This is a genomic window from Burkholderia sp. Bmkn7, from assembly GCF_041103175.1.
In the GTDB taxonomy this organism is placed as follows: Bacteria; Pseudomonadota; Gammaproteobacteria; order Burkholderiales; family Burkholderiaceae; genus Burkholderia; species Burkholderia cepacia.
In genome coordinates, this window is the sequence record NZ_JBGCUH010000001.1 from 630,912 (window position 1) to 650,890 (window position 19,979).

Below are 19,979 nucleotides of genomic sequence, written 5' to 3' on the forward strand. Positions count from 1 at the left end.
GATCATGAATGACACGACCCAACTGGCCGAACGCGGCCCGTCCAACGTCGCACGTCGCGGCACCGAACAACCCAGGCGCCGGATCACGCTCGTCCCGGCCGTCGACATATACGAGGACAGCCAGGTCGTCACGCTATGGGCGGATCTGCCCGGTGTGACGAAGGACAAGCTGGACGTCAAGGTTCACGACAACAACCTCTCGATCGAGGCCGAGGCGGCGGTGCCGACGCCGGCAAATCTGCGGCTGCAGCATGCCGAGGTCCGCGAACCGCACTTCGCCCGGACGTTCACGCTGTCACCGGACTTCGATACGTCAAGGATCGAGGCGAGCCTCCAGGACGGGGTGCTGAAGCTGACAATCCCGCGCCGCGACGAGGCGCGCCCACGGCGCGTTGAAGTCAGGACCAGCTGACCCGTCGGCAACGGCAGGGTCGGCAACCAGGGCGGCAGCGATCGCGCTGCCGCCTGCGCGAACCGGGAGCAGGGCGGCGGCGGGTGTCTGATGTTATGCAGGAGTCCTGTAAAGGACACACGATCGATCTTCACGCGATTCCCGTGTGACGGATCGTGACCCGTCTGTCCGCCTGGACGGCTACGTCGCCGTCGTCCGGATAGTCCGGAACGATGAGGTGTTGACCGACCGGCATCTGCCGGGTTTCAGCGAACGCTGGACAAGCGCGACCGAAGCGCGGTGGGATGCGGTCGAGTACGCGGTGAAATCAGATTGAAGCTGAATCGGAGGACGCCATGAATACCGATTTGAAAAAGTGGAACCCCTTCAAGTTCCTTCGCGGAACTGCCCGCAAGTCCGATGCGGAAGGCACGGAAAGTCCGCCGACAGACGAACAGTGGCGGGCCTCGTGGCCTGACATCCCGCGACTGTTCTCACGCGACCCGTGGCGTGCAATGGAGGCGTTCTTTCACGACCCGTTTGCCGGCCGAGGCGTGCTCGAGCGCTGGTTTGGCGACTTCAGTTCGTCGCGCTTCCAGCCGCGTATCGACGTCGTCGATGAGGGGCTGGTGCTGCGCGTGACCGCCGAACTGCCCGGAATGGACCGCGAAGATCTGAAGCTGAGCGTCGAGGATGGGGCAATCGTGCTGCGCGGAGAGAAAAAGCAGGATGTGCGCGACGAGGAAAACGGCTGCTACCGGCTGGAGCGCGCCCATGGAAGCTTCATGCGCACGATCCCGATGCCTGAAAACGCCGACCCCGACCACACCCTGGCAAAGTTTGACAACGGTGTGCTCACGTTGACCGTGCCGAAATCGGAGCCGGTGCAGTCCGCCAGTCGCACGATCGATATCGGCTAGGGCAAGCACGCAAAGATCCCGCATCGCCGGGCTCGCTTCGGGCGCAACACGCTGCAGGAGGTGTCATATGCAAACGGACAACGTCATCGCGTATCACGGCTGCGAGGTCCGGCCGGTGGTAACCGCCACCGGAAACAGCCGCTACGCAGCGGCGGCCATGGTCACCGACCGGGACGGCGAAACACGCACGCTCGGCGTCGATGGCGATTTCGCCAATGCCCAGGAGGCACGCGATGAAGCGCTGGAGCTTGCCGTCGCATGGATCCAGCAACGCTCGGTCGTTTCGGAGCGGTATGTCCGGCGGATCTAGCGTGCCGGTCGAAAGCCGAGGGCCGGGCGCGAAGCAGGCACCTGCGGAATTGATGGTCGGTTCGTTCCCGGTTCCGATGGCTACGGCCGGTTAGCGACCGTGAATACAAGCAACGAGAAAGGGTAGGGCCCGATGCCGGGCCGATAACAAGAGATTTCCTGACGTCACGGCTTATGATAGGGAATTGCGCTTACCTTGCTCATGCCCCTGACAGGGCGCCTCAATGGATTGCGGGAGCAAAGAAGCGCGATCGTTTTTTGAACAAACAATGAGTCGAGTCGTCGATTGAGCACAAAGCCGCTAACCCTGGAAAACGGGAAATACTGGGCGACGTGTCGCGAGCGAACGGTTTTCGCTGCCACGGCAAATGGATATGGTGACGTCTTTCCCGGTGCAGAGGTGATCGTCAAGGACGGATGGGCTACCTTCACCCGCGACGGCGTCGAGGTGTGGAACTGCAGTGCACGTTATGCAGCTGCACACTTCGACGTTCAGGCTGCTTAGGGGCTGTCGACCAAAAGCAACGAGACGACGTCCGGCGCTGTCACCTTCAACGGCAATCTGTTTACATCCTGTCTTTTGCGAGGCGGGCATGGTGCGGAGGCTGTTGCGAGGTGACCAATACGAACACATTGCGCGGTTGCTGCCCGGCAAGGCGGGAGGCCGAGGCCGACCGGCAATCGACAACCGGGAATTTGTCGAGGCTGTTTCGTGGATTGCCCGCACTGGCAGCCCGTGGCGCGACCTCTCAGAAGAATTCGGGCGCTGGAACAGCATATACAAGCGATTCGCGCGCGGGTCCCAGGCCGGCATGCTCCCGCAATCTGGTCGAACGGTTCCTTGTTCGAATCAAACAGTTCCGTCGCATGGCTACCCGATACGATAAATTGTCCCGGCGCTACGCGTCCTTCTTGCTGCAGCCGCTTCGTTCATATGGCTTGTTTAAATCACTGTCGGATAACGCGCGACGCTGAGTAAGTGCCACCAGCGTTCGGAATATCAAGCGGGCTTCAGGAGGCGCTAAGATGTGGCCCGTTGCCATCTAATGACGTGGCCATTAACGAATAACGGGGGAGTGCATGCTGCAGGTAGACCGTGGCCGGATTACCGACCCGAAAACGCTTTCGCCGATCGAGATCGTGGAGGCGTGCGGGGAGCGCGGGCAGCTGGTTGTCCAGTTCAGCACGCCCGAAGCGTACAACCCGGTGATCCTGCAATCGCTGAACGAAGCTTGCCGGCTAGCCGGGGACCGCCTTCAGGTCCGGTTCTACGGGCACTACCGGGCGCCGTTCGATGCGGCCTCGCTGCGCGATTTGCCCGAAATACGCGACCTTGCAGTCGATTGCCTTTCCGAGATCGTCCATGAAGAAGAAGTCGGCCTGCTTCCAAAGCTGAAACGCCTGAGCTTCGGGGTTTTCAAGCTGAATCGGCCCGACTTCCTCGACACGATCGACGTTGGCCGACTTGAGCGGCTTGTGCTGGCTGAAAACCATAAGCGGAATATCGATCTGTCGCCTCTGGCGCGGTGTGGATCGCTGACCGAACTATTCATCCAAGGCCACTCAAAGGATATCGACGCGATCGCAGGTCTATCCCGCCTGCGCAAGCTGACGCTCAGTTCCTATGCAAAAAAGCATCCGCTCGGCTTCATCTCGGCCATCTCGAACTTGAGGGAAATGACGCTGATCCTGGGCGGTCGCGATGACATCGACGACCTGTCTAGTACAACCATCGAGATGCTGCAAATCCTGCGCGTGCGCGGGCTTTCCACGTTGGGCGACCTATCACGCTTGCCCTCGCTTTCTGCCCTGCGCATCGAGGACCAGTTGCAGCTTTCGAGGCTGGACCTGTGCGGCGCGAAGTTGGAACGGCTGTCGCTGTTCAATTGCCGGAACCTGGCCGAATTACCCGGACTAGACATGCAGGACCGGTTGCGGGAGTTTCGCGCTTCGGGCGTGGCGCTTGACCTGAATGCATTGCGTGACCGGGATTGGTCTCCGGCTACTCGTTCTGTCAGCCTGTTTTCGGGCAGCATGAAATGGAACGACGACGCCGAGGTCCGTCTGGCTGCGCGTGGGTTGGGCGAGAAGGGTAGCCTCTGGCCATGATTTACCGTTAGGGCCTGCCGCAACTCAAGGCGGCAGTAATGGATATCCGTAGCGCGCGTGCTTCCCCGATCCTTGATTTCGTTTGCTTGATATTGTCAACAGGCTCCAGGAGAATCCGCAGATGAGCCAGCTTGTTCAGATTGCGCCCGGCGTTGTGTTCTCATCTGATGTGCTTGGCGTCGATTGGGCGCGGAAATATCGACAGGGCGACGGCGATGCACAGCCCACGGACCGGCAGGACCTGGCGGTAAAGGAAAGCGATCAGACAGGTCGCACAAGCGTGCCGGCTCAGTTGTCGTTGTTGTAGAGAACCGCCGATCGCAGGCACCTTGCGCCTGTCGCGCCTGTCGCGCCTTCACGTTGCCGCCGACGTTCGCTCCTGCGCCGATGCCCGACGCAGGCACCGGTTTCTTCCGCGAGTGAGTGCCGGGCCTGACCAAACGTCAACGGGAAGCGCGCGCGAGCGCGAGGTCGCGCTTCCGTTCCGACCGCTTCTTACGCGTCTTTCAGCCAGGGCATTTCCACGGGTGACACGACCAGTTGCCGGAATTCGCGTTTCAGATCGAAGATGAACCCGACCAGGATCATGGATTCGGCGTAAGGAATCGGAAAGACATGCGGATTTTCCGGAGTTCGCAGGGGGCGCTCGGGCGTGTCAGCGGTCGCTGCGGCGTTCTCGCGAACGCTTTCCAGTTCTTCAGCCATGGCCGGGTCACCGACTTTCAACACACGGTTGCGCAGGTCGCTGAAGGGCTCGATGCGCGCAGCGTCTTCGTGGTATTCGGGTACTTCGTAAACGAACCAGGACATTTTCGTCTCCCATGAGAAGGGGCGCTATTCTAACGCTGCCCGAGGATCCATCGAAAATCGGCCATGTCGTGCGATGGCTGTGGGCGCTGTGAGGAAGAGGGCCTTCGAGGTGTGATCACCGATGCGTCTCCCTGAATCACCCGAAAACCGCGCGGCCCTGAACCGATACGTCGAATGGCGCTGGAAGCGCAGCAAAGCAACGACGCCCGACCGGAGCAGGTGGCGGGGACTATGGTTGAAGGCCATCGATGCTGAAGAAGCAGGCCGGTATCGTCGCGAAAACGTGGTGATCGCGGGTGCGAGTACAACCCCGCCGGATTTCATGCATCTGCCTGCTGAAATGGCCGCGCTGATCGACTGGTATGAAGCGGCTGGAGACGTGCATCCGGTCGAGCGGGCGGCGGAGCTGCACACGCGATTCGCGAAGATCCATCCGTTCATTGATGGTCGACCGCGATGGGCGCCGGATCCGGAAACGTGCCGCCGACCGATAGAGGTCGCGCGGGGATATCAGGGAGCCTTGATTTTGCTGCGTTTTATCGGCGTAGATCGAACCAGATCCGCCAAGGCTTGCCAAACGGCACCTGAAACAATACTCAGCGGTATCAGTCGCTTGCTGAATGGCCCTTTCGCGCCTCTGATACCTGCCCTGAATGAATGTGCCACCTGATTGGAATAGTGGGTGGCCCTCGGAATAGGGCGCTATTGAAACAAAAGTCGGCGCCGCCGATAACTGTCAACATTGACAGGGATTGCTTCAAATCGAGTGCTTGCCGACTCGACGACAGCACGACCTGACTGAAGACAGGCGGATGATCCGTCAAGCGTGACGCCATTTTGCCAACGTGGGCAGTTCGCGTTCGGTGGCCGTATCGTCCAGGCGGGTCCAGCTGTAAAACGTGCCGTTCCATCCCGGAACGGGCAGGGGCGCCGCGCATTTGACGTCGGCGAGGCCCGGTCGATAGGCCTGCGATGGCCAGAACAGCGGCATGATGCTGCGCGCCTCCATGCCTTGACGCAATTCGGCCGGACCGTTCGCGTCGGACACGATATCGCAGTGAAACGACCAGTCCTCCTCGTTCCAGGCGAGAAATACGCTTGGCGCGCCCGCGGCGTCGAACATCAGCACCGCGTCCTGATTGGGGCGCCAGTAGTATTCGACGATGCCTTCCCGCGCGGCCACCTCGTCGATCAGTTTGACGATCCTCGGATCCCGGTAGGTCGACCCTGCTTCATGCAGGCTGATGTGCCCGCGAGCCGCGCAGTGCTTGCGTTTCGCGTTGTCCAGCACGGTTGCCAGCTTGCGCGGCATCTCGACGTCGGTTTTCTTCAGAAAGCAATCGATCAGTCCCGCGTTGAACGCGTCCACCGCCTCGCGCTCGTCGGCAACGCCGGTGAGCAGGATTTTCATGCAATTTGCGTTGCGGATGGAGGAAAGAAGCTGGATGCCGTCGACCTCCGGCATCGAAAAGTCCACGACCACCGCGCCCACCGCCTCGAATCGGGCGGGATCGGTGAGCGCATCCTCGCCGATCGCATTGCCGCCTTTTTTCTCCGCACCGAAATAGTCCGCGGCCGTTGGCGGCATCTCCACGTCACGCGACGACACGAAGTCGAGCGCCACCCGGGGTTGCGTAAAAAAGCGGTTCAGGTGTTCATCCGGAAATGCGCCCCGCAGCGCCTGCAGGAAATCCGGGTTGTCGTCGACAAACACCACGGACACGGGATAAAGCACCGGCTGCCTGACGAAGGTTTGCATACGAGTGTCGATAAATCAGCAGAAAAAGATTCGATAACGGAGACGCGTTTCCAAAAATGACGGCCGCGTTGCATGACCGGGCCAATTATCCGGCGAAAGTGGAATTTGCATCAACCATTTGTCAACCACTAATTTGGCATGTATTGACCAAAGCGCTCAACAGAATTGCACGGCGAGAATCTGGCCATTCCTTCTCGTTGAAGGAATGCGCCGCTACCGCCAGTAGCGATTCAAGGAGTTATCCATGTTGACGCAAGACGCGATTCTTCACGTCCTTTCAAACGAAACGGTACATCAGTCCGAAAAAACCTTCCACCATGTGGTCGACATTTACCTCAAGGATTCCAATGCCTTCATGAATACCTATTTCGCACGCTACTTCGAATGGCAGGGCGTGTGCCGTGAACGCTGGTTTCACGAATGCATCCACAACAACCTGCTGGCGGCCGGCGGTTCGTTCGTGACGAAGCGCGCGCATCAGGAATACGTTCAGGAGACTTTTCCGTTCCAGCGGGTCGACTGCTTCCTCAATACGTTCGAGGTTCGGCAGTGTTCGGCGTATCTGCTGTTTCGCTTCTACGTCGACGGGCGACAGGTGTCGCTGGGGTACCAGCAGATCGTGTTCGCCGGTCCCGACAAGCGGATCAGCCGGTTTCCGGCTGGCATCATCGAGCGCGTCAAGGCGTATGAACTGATCCTGCCGTCCGCCGCGAACTGAAGGTGAGACTGCCTTACCCGATGCGATAGTGCCGGGTGGGCGCCGGCGGATCGCGCAATGCCTGGTCCGCCGGCGAGCCGGGCTCCGGCAGCCGAATCGTGAACGTGGTCCGGACGCCGGGGATGGATTCACACGCGATGGCGCCGCCGAGCGCTTCGCAGGCGCGGCGACAGAAGCTCAAGCCCATGCCCGCGCCGCACCCGTGCGACTTGGTCGAGAAGAAGGCGTCGAAGATCTGAGGGAGCACCTCGGGCGCGATGCCCGGGCCCGTGTCGCTGAAACGCACCACGCAATAACCGTTGCTGCGATGCGCGTCGATCTCGATCTGCCCACGGCCGCTTGCGTCGATCGCATACAGGGCGTTTTTCAGCAGGTTGAAGATGACGAAGATCACGAGCGAGTCGGTTCCGGAGAACCGGAGGTCCGGATCGATCGCGCCGACCGACACGCGGTCGCGTTCTCCCGGACGGAAGGGAAAGCGATCCACCGCGGCGTCGACACAGGCCCGTATCGGATAGGCCGCGAAGCCGTGGCGATCGAGGCGGTCCAGCGTAAAGGACGCCAGGGACATTTCGACAACGGTGCTCGTGGTATCGACCTGGCGCCGGATCGACGATGCGAGCGTCGGCAGCCGGTCCAGCTGCCCCGGATACAAGCTGTCGGCGCATAACCGGTGCTCCACCGCCAGCCGATACCCGCGCAGCAGCGCCGGCAGGACGTTGCGCAGCTCGTCCGCGTGCAGGCCGATCGCCGCCAGCGGCGTGGCCACTTCGTGCGCGACCGTCGCGGCCAGGAGATAGGGGCCCATCAGGCCATAGCGGACGATCGACGTCGCGAGAATCCCGAGACTCATCGCGATGAACAATACGCCCACCGGATAGAACTCGACGCCGTAGTTCACCGCGTAGTCGGTGGCCGCGAGCGAGTAGAGGCCCAGGCTGACGAGACATTGCGTGAGCAGTTGCCGGACATCCCGCGCGCGCGTCTGTCGTCGTGCCTCGATCAGGAGCCAGCCGCTGCGGCCGACCAGGAGGACGGTCTGCACGACGTGCAGCGGATGCAGGGGGCCCGCGTTGGGATACGGGCCGAAGAAATGCAGGCGGAATCCATCGACGACCCCATTGCCCGTGACCAGCAGCACGGCCAGCAGCACGCAAAGGCCGTAGGAGGCGAACATGAACGGCCGCTCGTCCCGACGCGATACGATCTCCGTCACGAAATGATAGAAGGTCGTCGGCAGGAACAGGATGAACAGATAGCCAGCCTTGACCAGCAAGTTGGCGACGTCCGCGTCGGTCGTCTGGAACAGGAAGGCCCACGTTCCCTGCCAGACGAAGGTTGCCGCGCACATCAAGGCGAACGGGACGGAGACCCGCGTGAGGCCCTTGGTGGCCAGCACGTAGAGGCCGAACCCGAGAAACAACGCAGAGACGAACGCGGGCAAGATCGAGTACATGATGCGTGAATCCACAATGTTCACTGGTCGCGCACCACTGTACTGTCCTGGCCGGTGCCGGTTGCGAGAGTAGCACGCAGCGGCAGGCGAGCGAGCGCGGGCGGGTTTGTCCACGAGGGTTTCGCGCATCTCGATTGCGGATCGTGCGCGTGGCGGATCCTGAATAGGATAATCGATCGCCGTCGTGATCAGGAACTGGCCATGGGCTAAAACTTTGCCGCATGCGAACCATGCATTCACGATTGCATTCGTTATTGCGATCGCGCGAACTATCGCCGTGACAAATGCCGGGAACCGCGCAGTAACAGATGCTGCGGCCGATCGGGTGAAGCGGGAATTCGAGCAATGCAACAATTTGCCGCAGTCAATTGCTCGATCAGCGGATGAACTGTTCTCGATTTTCAAGAGATTTTTCGAAGCAATCGCGCTGATCGAACACAAATCCAGAATAATCGACCGACCCGATGCATCTTTCCGGGGACCCGCGTTCCTTGTCACGGAAAAATGACGTCAGCCGGATAGCGGATGCACGCTTGCGGTAAACATCGCGGGCCATGCATTAACACCGATTTTCACGAATATGGTGCTCCGGAGTAAAACTGTGTATACGGATCTAGCTGGGGAGCGGCTTTTCGGGCGATAGGGCACTGGGGCCGCATAGAATTCCGACCGCACGGAATTTCCGTCTTCAGCACGTTTGACTTGGTGGAGGAAGCAAATCTATGCGGTTGGGATATGGCATGATTTTTGCCAAAATATATGTGTGTGGTTTGGATGTAAGTGCGCTTTGACGCAGAAAGTCTATGTGGTTGGAGTTTCGACGTGGCCCACATGGTCGCAGCTGCTACCTCGTGTGGAGCCAGTAAACCATCAGCAAAGCGCTCAACTTGTGATCGGATGCAAGGCAGTAGTAGTTGTCGAGGACGTTCTCTTCGAGTGTGTCGCCGATGGCCCACCCGGCCGCGCATCCTGCGGTACTACCCACGACGCCAGCGATGAATGAGGCGGTGACCGATACCACTTTCGACGTGCGTGGCGTGAAACTGCGCGGCGAGACGAAACGGTTCGTATGGGAAGGCTTGCGCCTCGCGCAGGACGTGCGCGAGACAGGCGTGAGCAGCTATGTGTACAGCCCTGATGATCCGTACTCACCGGCTGCCCGCGTCGATGCGGTGATCGCGGAGGCCCTGGCCGCGGCCGCGATCGATACGGCAAAGCGCGCGTCGCGGATTTATCACTTCCATACGGATCTGGCAGGGGCGCACGTTCCGGTTCTATGATCCGGACGTGGGACGGTTCATCAATCAGGATCCGATTGGGTTGGTGGGCGGCGACAATTTGTACCCGTACGCATCAAACCCATTGACCCGAGTCGATCCGATGGGGTGGTGTTCCACAAAGCTCGGGGAAAATATGGGGGCTCGCCCGCATGATGGTATGGCGAACCAACATCTGATTCCTGAAGAACTCATGAAGCACCCTGACTTTGCGGCTATGTTCAGCCGGTTGCGCGGGATGGGATTCGATGGCGATGGTGCGTCTAATGGCATATTCCTGCCCGGTAGCTCCAAGCTTGCTCAAACGCTGGAGCTCCCAGGGCATTGGTCGAACCACGGGCAATACACTGCGGCCATTGAAACTGAGCTAACGAAACTTAACCAACAATTCCTGGCGAGCCGTCTCAGTGATACGCAACTTGTGCTCGGTGTCGGGCGCATTCAAAATATGGCGAGAGAAGGATTGGAGTCCGGTAAATATTTGGTTGATGCAATAACGGGAAGGTTACTTTGATGAATGCACGTTTCTTTGTTGTTAAATACCGCGCTGGAGACCCAGGCTGCCCTCCATACCTGTCGGGAGAATTGAACCGTGCTGAATGGGAGTGGCCGATGTATGTGGCTGATCCGTTTGGCATCGATGTAAAGCATGAATATATTTTCACACTATCAGATCCATCGATTTCGATTGATTTCGATTTCTACGGAACGCAAACGAATTACGTGTCAAAAGAGTTTTTGGCTGCATGTGAAGAAGTGGGAGTTAGATATAGGGTGGTCCCCATTGGTATCGTTGCGGGTGGAAAGCCAGCGGGTAATAAGGCGTATTCAATTTTCTTGCCGGCAGATCATGAGTCTCTGCTTGATCGACAAAAGTCGGACTATTCCGAGGACCGGGATCTGGAAACAAAAGAGGTCGCCGATAATAAGTTGTTTCCAGGGACTCCAATGTATAGTTGGATCAAAACCTTCATTCCGCGCGACGACTGTGCTAGCAATCTTTTTAGATGTACCGAAACAATGGAGCTGGTATGTAGTCAGGGGTTTAAGTCGGAAGTGGAGCGATGCGCATTGAAAGGTATTGATTTTTCGCCGATCGATGAAAGCTATTCCTATGACCCTTGGGGTGAGGCACCGTAGGCCGCTACTTATCTGGGTGCTATGATTTGGATGTGAGGCAATGTGTGAGTGACGTTTACGGTTTGAGGCAGGATGAAGCATTTCAGCCTCTCGTTCAAGTCGATGATGACGGTGAAATCGCATATGACAAGAGCGTAGCTATACGAGCAACCGCTCACCGGAGACGGTAGCCGCCGGGCTGTGGTCGGCGAAGTTCTCATGAAACGAGAGGGCTGTGCTACGGAGATCGGTGCGATTGCCGCAGCGGCCAGCCTTGCTCGGATCACGAACACTCGATCGCCACGGCGTTTGTCGACTGACTGAGCCTGATCTCGCCCAGGTAGGCGCTGTCGCCCAATTTGCACTCGCGCCAGGCATTGCCGCGGGCATGCCGGATTTGGACTCTGTAGAGGCCGCTGCCCCTGGCCAGGCCGTCGAACCGGAAATCGCCGAAGCCGTCCGAGACGGTTTCGGCTACCTGCCGATTACCTGCATATAAGACGACGACCGCATCCGTGACACACTCGACCACGTCTCCTGCCTGGGCACTGACACTTCCGCCGACGAAGCACGTTTCCCACCGCTCGAGGCCGCTATACCACACGCGGGGTTTCGTGCTCAGGTTGGGTCGCAATACCTTGAGTCCCTCGCGCCTGGCCTTCTCGGCCATCGCCGTGTCGTCGAGCTTGACCGTCTCGAAGACATCGGTGGGGCACGACTGCTGACAACGCGGGCGGGACCAACCCTGGTCGAGCAAATGCGCATCGAAGATCCAGATCTGGGGCAGTTGCAGCTCTTCGTTCCAGACGATCGCCTTGTAAGGGCACGCCTTGACGATGTCCTTTCGGCCTCGCGCCTTGTCCGGATCGATGATGACGATGCCGTCGGCGCGCTTGCGAACGGCGCTGCCGCCCGCGCGCATGCAGGGCGCGTCGTCGCAGTGGTTGCACATGACCGGCAGATAAGTGGTCTCGATCATGTGCGACGCACCCTGTACACGACGCAGGATGCGGATGGGGCTCTCAGCACTGGCCGAGGCGGGCGCCGCGTAGCCGGGGAAGTCATTGCCGACGTGCTCGTCCCGCGCGGCGATCACACAGTTCTGGCAATTCTCGCAACGCCCGACTTTGATAATCAGGTTCCACTTGCTCATTTGAAATTCCTCACGCTGCGCGACCGAGCATGAATGCCTCGGCACCGCGCCATTTCTCGACCTGCACCAGGCAGGAATTCGGGCTCATGCTGCTGGTGCCGGCGGTCTGAGGCCGGTCGGGGGTCAGCATGTTCATGCAACCGCCGATCTCGACTTGCTCGCCATCGATTTCGATCAGCTGAAATTCAGCGCTCGCCTCGTAGGATTTCACCACTCCGGCGTTCACCAGGGGCGAGACATCGGCCGCACAGATCACGGCGCCGCGGTCGTTGTGTACTTTGACGAGATCGCGATGGGCGATGCATCGAACAGCGGCGTCTGCCGGATTGAGCCTCAGCAGCCAGAACCGGTGCCCCGCGATCAGCGCGCGATGATCGTCGATGCCGTTCACGGCGGAATTCTTTCCGTCACCGTGGGTATGAAAGCTGTAGCGGCTGTGGGTAGCGATCAACTGCAGCGGGTAGCGCCGGGCCTTGTCCGAGCGCAACCCCTCCCAGGAGGGGATATATCGGTTGAGCGGTGGTCGCTCCGGATTGTCCGCTGTGTGCCGCTTCAGCAACTCGGGCACGAACTCCAGCTTGCCGCTCGGCGTCTGCAGGCCCTTGCCGAACCGTTCCGAGAACTGCGACGGCAGGGGATGAGGTTCCGGCAGGTCCTTCTTCCTGTCTTCCGCATACCAACGCATGTCCACGGGATGGCGCAGCTCGGGCTTTTCGGGCGGCACGACGAAATAGCCCTTGCGGCAAAATTCGCGCCACGAAATGTGATCGGGCAGATCCGACGAGTCGAAGACGCGCTTGACCCAGTCGAGATCCCCGCAGCCTTCGGTGAAAATGCCACCGAGGCCCAACCGGGTCAGGATGGCAGTGAAAATGTCGTAGTCGGAGCGGGACTCGCCCAGGGGTTCAATGCACTTGTGCTGCAGCGTCAGCATGCGATGGTTGACCGTGCCATACCCGTGGTGGGCGTAGCCGCCCGAATTCGCCCATTCTCCGATGTCCCAACGCTCCAGCGAAGTGCACGCGGGCAGGATGACGTCGGCGAACTGGGCTTCGCCCTCCATCCAGATCGACTGATTGACGACGAATTCGATGCTCGAGTGCCGGTAGGCCTGCGTCCAGCGTCCGGAATTCGTCACGGTACTGAACGCGGATCCGCCGTAGCGATAGATCATGTGGATCGGCGAATAGCCGGGCATCGGGTAGGTGAACGGCGCAAACTGGGCTTCCTGGGACATGCCGTCCCAGAGATAACCGGTGGCGTGACCGTTGAGGATCGCATCGGGCATCTGCTGTCGCGGCACCATTTGCTTGACGGGATTCATGGTCAGGATGTGCGGCATGCGCTGGTAGTTGTCCACCGCATTGGCGGTCCACGCCAGGTCGCCTGAAATGCCGCCGTCCGCGTAGCCAGGGAAGTAGAACTGGAGGTCGTGCGGGACGCCGATTTCGAGGCAGCCGAAATTCACCCCCGGCTTGCCCCAGCCCTGCATGGACATCATCATGATCATGCAGCGCGCCCATTGCGCGCCGGTCGCCCCGCGGCCCGCGCCACCGAATCCCGCGCCGGTCATCCCGACGGCGAGATGCACCTTCTTCTTCCCCCACAGGCGCGCAAGCGCACGGGCGTCCTTGGCCGGCACGCCGGTCTCGCTTTCCTGCCACTCGGGTGTCTTGGGAGTACCGTCGGTTTCGCCCAGCAGGTAGGCTTTCCAATCGTCGAAACCGGTCGTGCGCGTCGCGACGTAATCCTTGTCGTAGAGGCCCTCCACGGTCCAGATGTACATGATGGCGGTCGCCAGCGCGGCATCGGTTTGCGGCCGGATCGGGATCCAGCGGCCGCCCAGCAGCTGTGCGGTGGGATTGCAGTGCGGGTCGATGTGAACGAACTCGATGCCGAGCTCCTTGGCCCACAGGCGGCGCGGGGTTCCCTCGAATCCTGCGTAGGCCCCGTTGGTACTTTCGGGGTCGCAGGACCAGAAGACGATCATTTCGGCCTCCTTGAGACCGTCCTCGAGGCCGCCGTAGCCGGCGGGCACGCCGACGCGCATCGAGTTGCCGAAATGATGCATCGCGCCCCAGTACCAGCCTTCCCAGCTGTCCGGATTCGCGGCCACCCGGGTGAAGCCGATCAGGTTGGCGAAGCGCGTCAGCGCGCTGAGGTAGTAGCCGACGTTGCCCCACTGGTGGTGGGACGACATCGGGAACGTGATGGAACCGGGGCCGTGAACCCGCTTCTGCCGGTTGATCTCCTTGGCGACGATGTCCAGGGCCTCGTCCCAGCTGATGCGCACATAGCCGGACTTGCCCCGGTTCTGCGGATTGCGCTCGCCGTCCGGGTCGAAGTCGACCCGTTTCATCGGGTGAAGGATGCGCTTGTCGGAGTAGACCAGCGACTTGAGGGTCAACGCGTGGGGCGCGACCAGTCCGCGCCGTGGCGGGCTGAAGCGGCGTCCACGTGCCTCGATCACCCAGCTTGACGCATCCGTATCGTCCAGCTCGATGGGCGTCACGCGGACGATGCGGCCATCCTTGACGTAGACGAACAAGGGCCCGCCATTGGTACAGGTGGTGTAGCGTCGGGTGCCGTCGCGCATGGGCGTGCCCATCGTCAGGCCGACCGTGCGCATCATGCTCAGGGTTTGCATGAGCCAAACCAGCAGTTCGTCCTCGCCCTCGGTGACCACCTTGAAGTTCTTGGCGGCGTGGACGATCTCGCCCTGGTCCGGGTTCGGGGAAAGGAACTTCAGGGCGGTGGCGACGTCCTTGAAGGCCATGCGTACATCAGGCCGCGGATGCTTGCCGGCGCGCGACCGAATGCGGCCATTCCTGAACTCGATGGCGCGACCGATGCTTTGATCCATGAGCCCGATCCACGCGACGAGATTGCGCTCCTTGAGGCGATCGCGATAGGCGGGGAAGCGGCGCGCCGTCAGGTCCAGAACCTTGGGCAATGCAAAAAGAATGGTCTTGAGAGCCTGTCGTTTCATCGTTCGATCCAAAGTGTTGCTTCCATGCGGGGGGGCTGGCATCGGGACGCACCCGCTAGAACGTATAAGCGACGTTCAAGAAAACGTTGACGGGGTTGAGTCGGAGCGTCGATGTGGAAACGATCTGCGTGCCGGTCGCGGTCTGTCCGTATAACGTGAGGTGGGTCTTCACCGGCATGTAGCCGACGGAAGCACCGACCGACCAATGTTTGGTCATCGCGTAACTCGCCCCGAGCTCGAACACCGGGTTCCATGATGAACTGAGTGTCGCGCGCGCCGAGCCGCCCGGCCCGAAGCTGTCGGTGACGAACTGGCGATTGGTCGCCCGAACCTGGGTGAACCACGTGTAGTTGACGCCAAGTCCTACGTACGGACGGAATTTCGATTCAGCTGAAAACAGGTGATATCGAAGTTCGATGGCGGGCGGCATCGGCCTTGTCGTGCCGAGGGTTCCGTACTTCTGCAACGTCCCATCACCGACCAGATTGACTGTCAGTGGCAGTCCGAACAGCATGGCGACACCGATGTTGTCGGTGACGTAGTACTCGGTGGTAATGCCCATCGTATCCGTCGAGCTGGCATGCGCCCCGGTACCAGCCATCTGCTGATTCACCGTTGCGCCGCCGACACTTTGCACGGTCAGGGGCGTCGCGTCGCCCTGGGGCGCGACGTGCAGCCATCCAACCGACGTAGTGATGCTTCCGGCCGTCTGCGCATCTGCGTTGTCGGCAAGTGCAGCCGTGCAGATGCAAACCATCGCACCTGCGAAACTCGTCGTCCGCCTCAATTTCATCTTGCGTCTCCTCTGTCTCGGACTGATTAAATAATTACAGTTAATTTGGATGCCTTATTGATCGTGACGAGCCGCTCTCGAAGTTTGTATTGTCGCGGCTAGTCGCGCGCCTCCGTCACCGCAGATCTGTCGCTGCCGGACCGGACGAGCGAATGGGTTCCGCTGCGAACGAGATCGAGAACGCAAACGGGAAACGCCCCAGCACGAAGCGCGCGGCAGTCTCGAGCCCGGGATTGCTCAGCTCGACCGAGACCGACATTCCGCCGGAATCACTGGTCGAGACGTCGACTGATGCGCCTGGCGCTCCGCCCTGGTCCAATGCCGCGCGGAGTGCGTCGCTCGTCTCGCGGCGCTTGAGTTCGGGTTTGAATATCTTGCCGACGCCGGTGAGCGGGATCGCCTCGACGATTCGGACGTGCTTGGGCAGGGCGGCGCGTTCAGCGATCTCCTGCTGCATGAACACTTCCAGATCGTGTTCGCTAGCCGTCATGCCCGGCTTGAGCTGAACATACGCGACCGGCAACTCGCCGGCATAGGCATCGGGGCGCCCGATCGCCGCTGCGATCTGGACTGCCGGGTGTCGATGCAGCGGTTCCTCGATCGTCGCCGGGTCGATATTGTGTCCGCCGCGGATGATCAACTCCTTCTTGCGGCCGGTCAGCCAGAAGTAACCGTCGATGTCGCAGCGGCCGAGGTCGCCCGTGTTGAGCCAGCGCTTGCCGTCGCCGAGATCGAGCCACAGGGCCTCGTTCTGGTCGGCACGCGTGTAGCCGGTGAACACGTTCGGCCCGGAGATCACGAGCAACCCCTCCTCGTTGGCTGCGCAGTCGCGCAGATACCGTCCCGCATCGTCCACGACGACCGCCTTCATCGCCTGGAAGGGGATGCGAAGCCCGATTGATCCCAGCCGACGCTCGCCGTTCGGCGGGTTGACGCTGCTCACGCAGGTTCCTTCGGTCAGGCCGTAACCTTCGAGAATCCGGATGCCCGTTTTTTCCTGGAAGGACCTGAAGACGCCGACCGGCATCGGCGCGGCACCGCACAGGCCGTATTCGAGCGAGTCGATGACATGATCGTCGGCAGGAATGTCGAGCAGCGAAGCATAAAGCGTCGGGACGCCGCTGAAGAAATTGATGCGATGATGTTCGACGATTTCCCAGAAGCGTTTGACGACGCCGTCGCCCCGGTAACCCTGCGACGTGCCGAGCACGACATGGGCACCGCGCGAGAATGGCAGGAGGCCGGTCACCATCGCGGCGTTGACGTGAAAGAGCGGCAAGCCGCAAAAAGTCGTCTTGCCGGGGCCGATACTATCGCCGAAGAACCGGCCGGCGCTCCAGGCATTCGCGACTTCGTTGCCGTGACTGCGCATCGCGATTTTCGGCAACCCGGTGGTTCCACCGGTACAGAAGTAAGAGGACATGTCGCCGGGTCGAATGCGGCGCGCATTGTCGAGCACCGTACCGGATTCGTGCGCGATTGCCGTACCGAAGTCGTGGATCTGGATGTGCGCAGGCACGGCGCTGCGCAAACCGCCATCGCCGTACAGCTGCGCACACGCGTCGTGCTGGAGTGTGCGTGCCGCCGACTGCGCCATGCCCCGCACGCGATCGGCCAGGTTGACCAGCACGAGATGCCGCAGCGGCTCGACCTCATGAAGGATGTCCGCGACTTTTTGCCAGAGATCGGTCCCGGGAAATGGCGCGAGCGTCACGAGCACGCTGGCCCCGGCAGCTTTGAGCAGCTGACCGATCGCTTCGCCTTCAAGCAGCGGATTGATCGCGCATACGATGCCGGTCGCCTGTCCGCCCCAGATCACGAAATGCGTTTCGGGCAGATTGGGCAGCACATAAGCGATCACCGACTGCGAATTCACACCGAGGCGCGCGAACATGTTGGCCGTGCGCGTGATGTCGCGAACCAGCTCGCGATAGGTCCAGCACTCGGCGTCGCGGTGCCCGTCGGCGGTCATGAAAAAGGAGAGGGCGGGGGCGGACGGATCGATGGCCGCACCGGCGCAGATCATCTCGTACGTGCTGGCCGGAAGGTCCGGCGGAAGGCCCGGCGCTTCGATCGCCAGCACGTCGTCTTGGGTCGCGATGCCGTTCATGCTGCTTCGTCCACGATCTCGTTACGTTGCACGCCCAGGTCGATCGTTCCGTCGCGGCTCGCGATCCGGGCTTCGACGATGTCTCCGGCCTTCAGATACTGTGCGCGCGCCGCCTGCACCTTCATGAACATCTTCCATTTGACGGATTCGGGGAAAAGCGCGACGGCTCGCTGCTTGAGCGGCGACGGGATGCTGAGTGCGCAGCCGGCCGGCGTGCCGGTCGCGAGCAGGTCGCCGGCGCGAAGGTCGTGCACGCCCGACAACTCGGTCAACGTTTCCGCCGGACCGTAGACGAGGTTCGATGTCGAGTCGTGCTGGCGCACCGCGCCGTTGACGGTCAACGTCAGGTCGAGCGCCTTCAGCTTCGGGAAGTCATGCCGCTCGAGCAGGCACAGATAGGGACCGACCGGGCCGAATGTCCGGAAGCTCTTGCCCTTGTAGAACTGCATCTGCGGGATCTGGACATCGCGCGCGGAATAGTCGTTGACGATCACGGTGCCGGCGACATAGTCGTGCAGGTTCGCGTCCGTGATCTGCTGATGAGACGTGATGTCGCGTTTGAGGATGAGGCCGAGCTCGATTTCGTAGTCGAGAAACCGGACGTGCCGGGGTTTCACGACTCGTGAGTCGGCGGCGACGATGCAACTCGTCGCCTTCGTGAAGATCATGTTGAACTTTTTCGCGTCCGGATCCATGCCGGATTCGATCATGTGCCGACGGTAATTCGCCCCCTGGCAAACGAACTGCTGGTTGGCGGTCACCGGTGACAGCCACTCCACGTCCGACTCCGGAATCGTCGGTCCGTCGAGCGAGACGAGTCGTTCAACCGGATTTGCCGCGAGAAAGCTCGCGGTTGTCTCGAAGTCGCCGGGAATCGGCGTGACGGCGCCGTTGGCGACCACGCCCCATTGGACGCGGCCATGGTGCCGGAAGTGCAGGACATGCAGTGACATGAATGATCTCTCGTGAGTCGAATGGGCGGTTTTGGATCAGGCGAACAGCTTCGCCAGGGTCAGCAGCTTGCTGACCGTCAGATCGGGACTGCGGCGCAGGTTGCGGAACAGCGCCGCGAGGCTCGACGGCGTGAGCCGGGGCTTCGTGAAGCTGCGCGGCATCGTCGGGCCCCACTGCGCCATCGCTTCGCGGCTGACCGCGTGCACGCCCGTCGGCTCGTCGGCCGTGAACAGGTCGCCGTCGCAATAGTGTTCGTGCTTGTCGCCCCACGGGTCCTGCCAATAGTCGAAGATCTGGCTGCCGAGAATGTGCCGGCCGATGCCCCACGCGTGTGCCCACCCGTTGTCCCGGAGCGTGCGCTGGCCCATGCCGACGGCATCGGCGTCGACCAGTTCATACGCGCTGTGGCTATAAGTCGGCGCGAACCCCTGGGCGAGCGCGAGCGTATGGTGGTCGGCCGGACGGTCGCCGAGATCGAGCCGCATGAAGGCAACCGCGGGTGAGCCGTCCGGCAGCACCTGGACATCGCTGGGGATGAACCCGAAATGCCGCGTGTACCACGCGCAGGTTTCCTGGTAGTCGGCGAGCTCGAGCACGACGTGTCCGAGCCGAATGACCTCGGGCGCGCTCGCCGGCGGCCGCTGCGTTTCGTTGATCCGCAACGGCGTGTCGACCGAGTTGAATGAAAGCGCGGCACGGTGCGGCAACGTGTCGGCCCGGGTCTGGCCGGCAATCGCGTCGACCCGAAAACCCGACGGATCGGCGAGCCGCACCCGGAGGCCGCCGCCTGGCCAATCCGATGCCTCGATTTCCGACGCGCCAGGGATTTTGGCGAGCGCCTCGAGATCGGCACGACTGTCGACCTGCAATCCGAAGCCTACGAAGCGTGCCTTCGGCGCGTGGCGAACGACATAACAGAAGTGTGCGGTGCCGGTTCCGCGCAGCAGCAATTGCGTCTCATCCCGCAGCACCGTTCGGAGACCGAAGTCGTTGAGAAAGTGCTCTGCTTCGTCGAGATCGGGGCGATCGAAGATCAGATAGGCGAGCGCCGATGCCTTCGTTGTGGGGTGCGGGTGGCGAGCCGGTTGTGGGGTGGTCAGTTTCATGGCGGA

20 protein-coding genes and 1 pseudogene are annotated in these 19,979 nt (G+C 61.1%); 12 read left to right on the forward strand and 9 right to left on the reverse strand.

Annotated elements, in window-relative coordinates:
- Positions 1 to 4: 4 nt before the first annotated feature.
- The 7 genes from AB3K92_RS02705 to AB3K92_RS02735 all read left to right on the forward strand — a co-directional run bounded on the left by AB3K92_RS02705 (position 5) and on the right by AB3K92_RS02735 (position 4,036).
- Positions 5 to 412 carry an Hsp20/alpha crystallin family protein gene (locus tag AB3K92_RS02705; RefSeq protein ID WP_059587521.1) on the forward strand — a complete coding sequence of 136 codons (408 nt, stop codon included), beginning with the start codon at positions 5 to 7 and terminating at the stop codon, positions 410 to 412.
- A gap of 335 nt (positions 413 to 747) precedes the next feature.
- The gene (locus tag AB3K92_RS02710) at positions 748 to 1,311 is read left to right on the forward strand and encodes an Hsp20/alpha crystallin family protein (RefSeq protein WP_059587523.1); all 564 of its coding nucleotides are present in this window, start codon (positions 748 to 750) and stop codon (positions 1,309 to 1,311) included.
- Positions 1,312 to 1,378: 67 nt separating this feature from the next.
- Positions 1,379 to 1,621, forward strand: a complete 243-nt coding sequence (locus AB3K92_RS02715; protein WP_059485720.1) for a hypothetical protein — start codon at positions 1,379 to 1,381, stop codon at positions 1,619 to 1,621.
- A gap of 285 nt (positions 1,622 to 1,906) precedes the next feature.
- Positions 1,907 to 2,125, forward strand: coding sequence for a hypothetical protein (locus AB3K92_RS02720; RefSeq protein WP_081057244.1), 219 nt, complete (start codon positions 1,907 to 1,909; stop codon positions 2,123 to 2,125).
- A gap of 88 nt (positions 2,126 to 2,213) precedes the next feature.
- Positions 2,214 to 2,507, forward strand: coding sequence for a transposase (locus AB3K92_RS02725; RefSeq protein ID WP_196788215.1), 294 nt, complete (start codon positions 2,214 to 2,216; stop codon positions 2,505 to 2,507).
- A gap of 193 nt (positions 2,508 to 2,700) precedes the next feature.
- Entirely contained in the window at positions 2,701 to 3,729 is a 1,029-nt protein-coding gene (locus AB3K92_RS02730; RefSeq protein WP_059587524.1) for a hypothetical protein, read from the forward strand.
- 121 nt (positions 3,730 to 3,850) lie between these two features.
- Positions 3,851 to 4,036, forward strand: a complete 186-nt coding sequence (locus AB3K92_RS02735) for a hypothetical protein (RefSeq protein WP_059587734.1) — start codon at positions 3,851 to 3,853, stop codon at positions 4,034 to 4,036.
- A 188-nt stretch (positions 4,037 to 4,224) separates the two neighbouring features.
- Here the strand turns inward: AB3K92_RS02735 and AB3K92_RS02740 are convergent, their stop codons facing one another.
- Positions 4,225 to 4,539, reverse strand: coding sequence for a hypothetical protein (locus AB3K92_RS02740; protein ID WP_027792681.1), 315 nt, complete (start codon positions 4,537 to 4,539; stop codon positions 4,225 to 4,227).
- Between the two features lie 235 nt (positions 4,540 to 4,774).
- On the opposite strand from AB3K92_RS02740, the gene AB3K92_RS02745 reads away from it, so the two are divergent.
- Entirely contained in the window at positions 4,775 to 5,209 is a 435-nt protein-coding gene (locus AB3K92_RS02745; RefSeq protein ID WP_330770774.1) for a Fic family protein, read from the forward strand.
- 150 nt (positions 5,210 to 5,359) lie between these two features.
- On the opposite strand, the gene AB3K92_RS02750 is transcribed toward AB3K92_RS02745, so the two are convergent.
- Positions 5,360 to 6,298: a response regulator gene (locus AB3K92_RS02750; protein ID WP_048027182.1), complete on the reverse strand. Its 939-nt coding sequence runs from the start codon at positions 6,296 to 6,298 to the stop codon at positions 5,360 to 5,362.
- A 244-nt stretch (positions 6,299 to 6,542) separates the two neighbouring features.
- On the opposite strand from AB3K92_RS02750, the gene AB3K92_RS02755 reads away from it, so the two are divergent.
- Complete coding sequence (locus tag AB3K92_RS02755; protein ID WP_059587526.1) at positions 6,543 to 7,016, forward strand: thioesterase family protein; 474 nt, start codon at positions 6,543 to 6,545, stop codon at positions 7,014 to 7,016.
- A 13-nt stretch (positions 7,017 to 7,029) separates the two neighbouring features.
- On the opposite strand, the gene AB3K92_RS02760 is transcribed toward AB3K92_RS02755, so the two are convergent.
- Positions 7,030 to 8,472: a sensor histidine kinase gene (locus AB3K92_RS02760; protein ID WP_042973854.1), complete on the reverse strand. Its 1,443-nt coding sequence runs from the start codon at positions 8,470 to 8,472 to the stop codon at positions 7,030 to 7,032.
- 184 nt (positions 8,473 to 8,656) lie between these two features.
- Between AB3K92_RS02760 and AB3K92_RS02765 the strand changes: the two genes are divergently transcribed.
- The 3 genes and pseudogenes from AB3K92_RS02765 to AB3K92_RS02775 all read left to right on the forward strand — a co-directional run bounded on the left by AB3K92_RS02765 (position 8,657) and on the right by AB3K92_RS02775 (position 10,889).
- Positions 8,657 to 8,980: a hypothetical protein gene (locus AB3K92_RS02765; RefSeq protein ID WP_155631441.1), complete on the forward strand. Its 324-nt coding sequence runs from the start codon at positions 8,657 to 8,659 to the stop codon at positions 8,978 to 8,980.
- 502 nt (positions 8,981 to 9,482) lie between these two features.
- Positions 9,483 to 10,263, forward strand: a pseudogene (locus AB3K92_RS02770) (RHS repeat-associated core domain-containing protein); the annotation flags it as partial.
- The gene (locus tag AB3K92_RS02775) at positions 10,263 to 10,889 is read left to right on the forward strand and encodes a hypothetical protein (protein WP_369464410.1); all 627 of its coding nucleotides are present in this window, start codon (positions 10,263 to 10,265) and stop codon (positions 10,887 to 10,889) included. The pseudogene AB3K92_RS02770 and the gene AB3K92_RS02775, both read left to right, overlap by 1 nt.
- Positions 10,890 to 11,151: 262 nt before the next feature.
- Here the strand turns inward: AB3K92_RS02775 and AB3K92_RS02780 are convergent, their stop codons facing one another.
- From AB3K92_RS02780 to AB3K92_RS02805, 6 genes are all read right to left on the reverse strand, one after another.
- Positions 11,152 to 12,021: a 4Fe-4S dicluster domain-containing protein gene (locus AB3K92_RS02780; RefSeq protein WP_059492799.1), complete on the reverse strand. Its 870-nt coding sequence runs from the start codon at positions 12,019 to 12,021 to the stop codon at positions 11,152 to 11,154.
- 10 nt (positions 12,022 to 12,031) lie between these two features.
- Positions 12,032 to 15,010, reverse strand: coding sequence for a molybdopterin-dependent oxidoreductase (locus tag AB3K92_RS02785; RefSeq protein WP_059587530.1), 2,979 nt, complete (start codon positions 15,008 to 15,010; stop codon positions 12,032 to 12,034).
- Between the two features lie 55 nt (positions 15,011 to 15,065).
- A complete protein-coding gene (locus AB3K92_RS02790) occupies positions 15,066 to 15,803 on the reverse strand; it encodes an OmpW family protein (RefSeq protein WP_059492797.1) in 738 nt (245 codons plus the stop codon).
- A 115-nt stretch (positions 15,804 to 15,918) separates the two neighbouring features.
- On the reverse strand, positions 15,919 to 17,913 hold the full coding sequence (locus AB3K92_RS02795) for an acyl-CoA synthetase (RefSeq protein ID WP_059587532.1): 1,995 nt from the start codon (positions 17,911 to 17,913) through the stop codon (positions 15,919 to 15,921).
- Positions 17,910 to 18,866, reverse strand: coding sequence for a fumarylacetoacetate hydrolase family protein (locus AB3K92_RS02800; RefSeq protein WP_059492795.1), 957 nt, complete (start codon positions 18,864 to 18,866; stop codon positions 17,910 to 17,912). The genes AB3K92_RS02795 and AB3K92_RS02800 overlap by 4 nt, the downstream gene beginning before the upstream one ends.
- A gap of 36 nt (positions 18,867 to 18,902) precedes the next feature.
- Positions 18,903 to 19,973 carry a VOC family protein gene (locus AB3K92_RS02805; protein WP_059492794.1) on the reverse strand — a complete coding sequence of 357 codons (1,071 nt, stop codon included), beginning with the start codon at positions 19,971 to 19,973 and terminating at the stop codon, positions 18,903 to 18,905.
- Between the last annotated feature and the right edge of the window lie 6 nt (positions 19,974 to 19,979).

Coding starts and splice junctions, on each gene's coding strand:
- AB3K92_RS02705 (WP_059587521.1), top strand. CDS start 5: ATGAATGACACGACCCAACTGGCCGAACGCGGCCCGTCCAACGTCGCA.
- AB3K92_RS02710 (WP_059587523.1), top strand. CDS start 748: ATGAATACCGATTTGAAAAAGTGGAACCCCTTCAAGTTCCTTCGCGGA.
- AB3K92_RS02715 (WP_059485720.1), top strand. CDS start 1,379: ATGCAAACGGACAACGTCATCGCGTATCACGGCTGCGAGGTCCGGCCG.
- AB3K92_RS02725 (WP_196788215.1), top strand. CDS start 2,214: ATGGTGCGGAGGCTGTTGCGAGGTGACCAATACGAACACATTGCGCGG.
- AB3K92_RS02730 (WP_059587524.1), top strand. CDS start 2,701: ATGCTGCAGGTAGACCGTGGCCGGATTACCGACCCGAAAACGCTTTCG.
- AB3K92_RS02735 (WP_059587734.1), top strand. CDS start 3,851: ATGAGCCAGCTTGTTCAGATTGCGCCCGGCGTTGTGTTCTCATCTGAT.
- AB3K92_RS02740 (WP_027792681.1), bottom strand. CDS start 4,539: ATGTCCTGGTTCGTTTACGAAGTACCCGAATACCACGAAGACGCTGCG.
- AB3K92_RS02750 (WP_048027182.1), bottom strand. CDS start 6,298: ATGCAAACCTTCGTCAGGCAGCCGGTGCTTTATCCCGTGTCCGTGGTG.
- AB3K92_RS02755 (WP_059587526.1), top strand. CDS start 6,543: ATGTTGACGCAAGACGCGATTCTTCACGTCCTTTCAAACGAAACGGTA.
- AB3K92_RS02760 (WP_042973854.1), bottom strand. CDS start 8,472: ATGTACTCGATCTTGCCCGCGTTCGTCTCTGCGTTGTTTCTCGGGTTC.
- AB3K92_RS02775 (WP_369464410.1), top strand. CDS start 10,263: ATGAATGCACGTTTCTTTGTTGTTAAATACCGCGCTGGAGACCCAGGC.
- AB3K92_RS02780 (WP_059492799.1), bottom strand. CDS start 12,021: ATGAGCAAGTGGAACCTGATTATCAAAGTCGGGCGTTGCGAGAATTGC.
- AB3K92_RS02785 (WP_059587530.1), bottom strand. CDS start 15,010: ATGAAACGACAGGCTCTCAAGACCATTCTTTTTGCATTGCCCAAGGTT.
- AB3K92_RS02790 (WP_059492797.1), bottom strand. CDS start 15,803: ATGAAATTGAGGCGGACGACGAGTTTCGCAGGTGCGATGGTTTGCATC.
- AB3K92_RS02795 (WP_059587532.1), bottom strand. CDS start 17,913: ATGAACGGCATCGCGACCCAAGACGACGTGCTGGCGATCGAAGCGCCG.
- AB3K92_RS02800 (WP_059492795.1), bottom strand. CDS start 18,866: ATGTCACTGCATGTCCTGCACTTCCGGCACCATGGCCGCGTCCAATGG.
- AB3K92_RS02805 (WP_059492794.1), bottom strand. CDS start 19,973: ATGAAACTGACCACCCCACAACCGGCTCGCCACCCGCACCCCACAACG.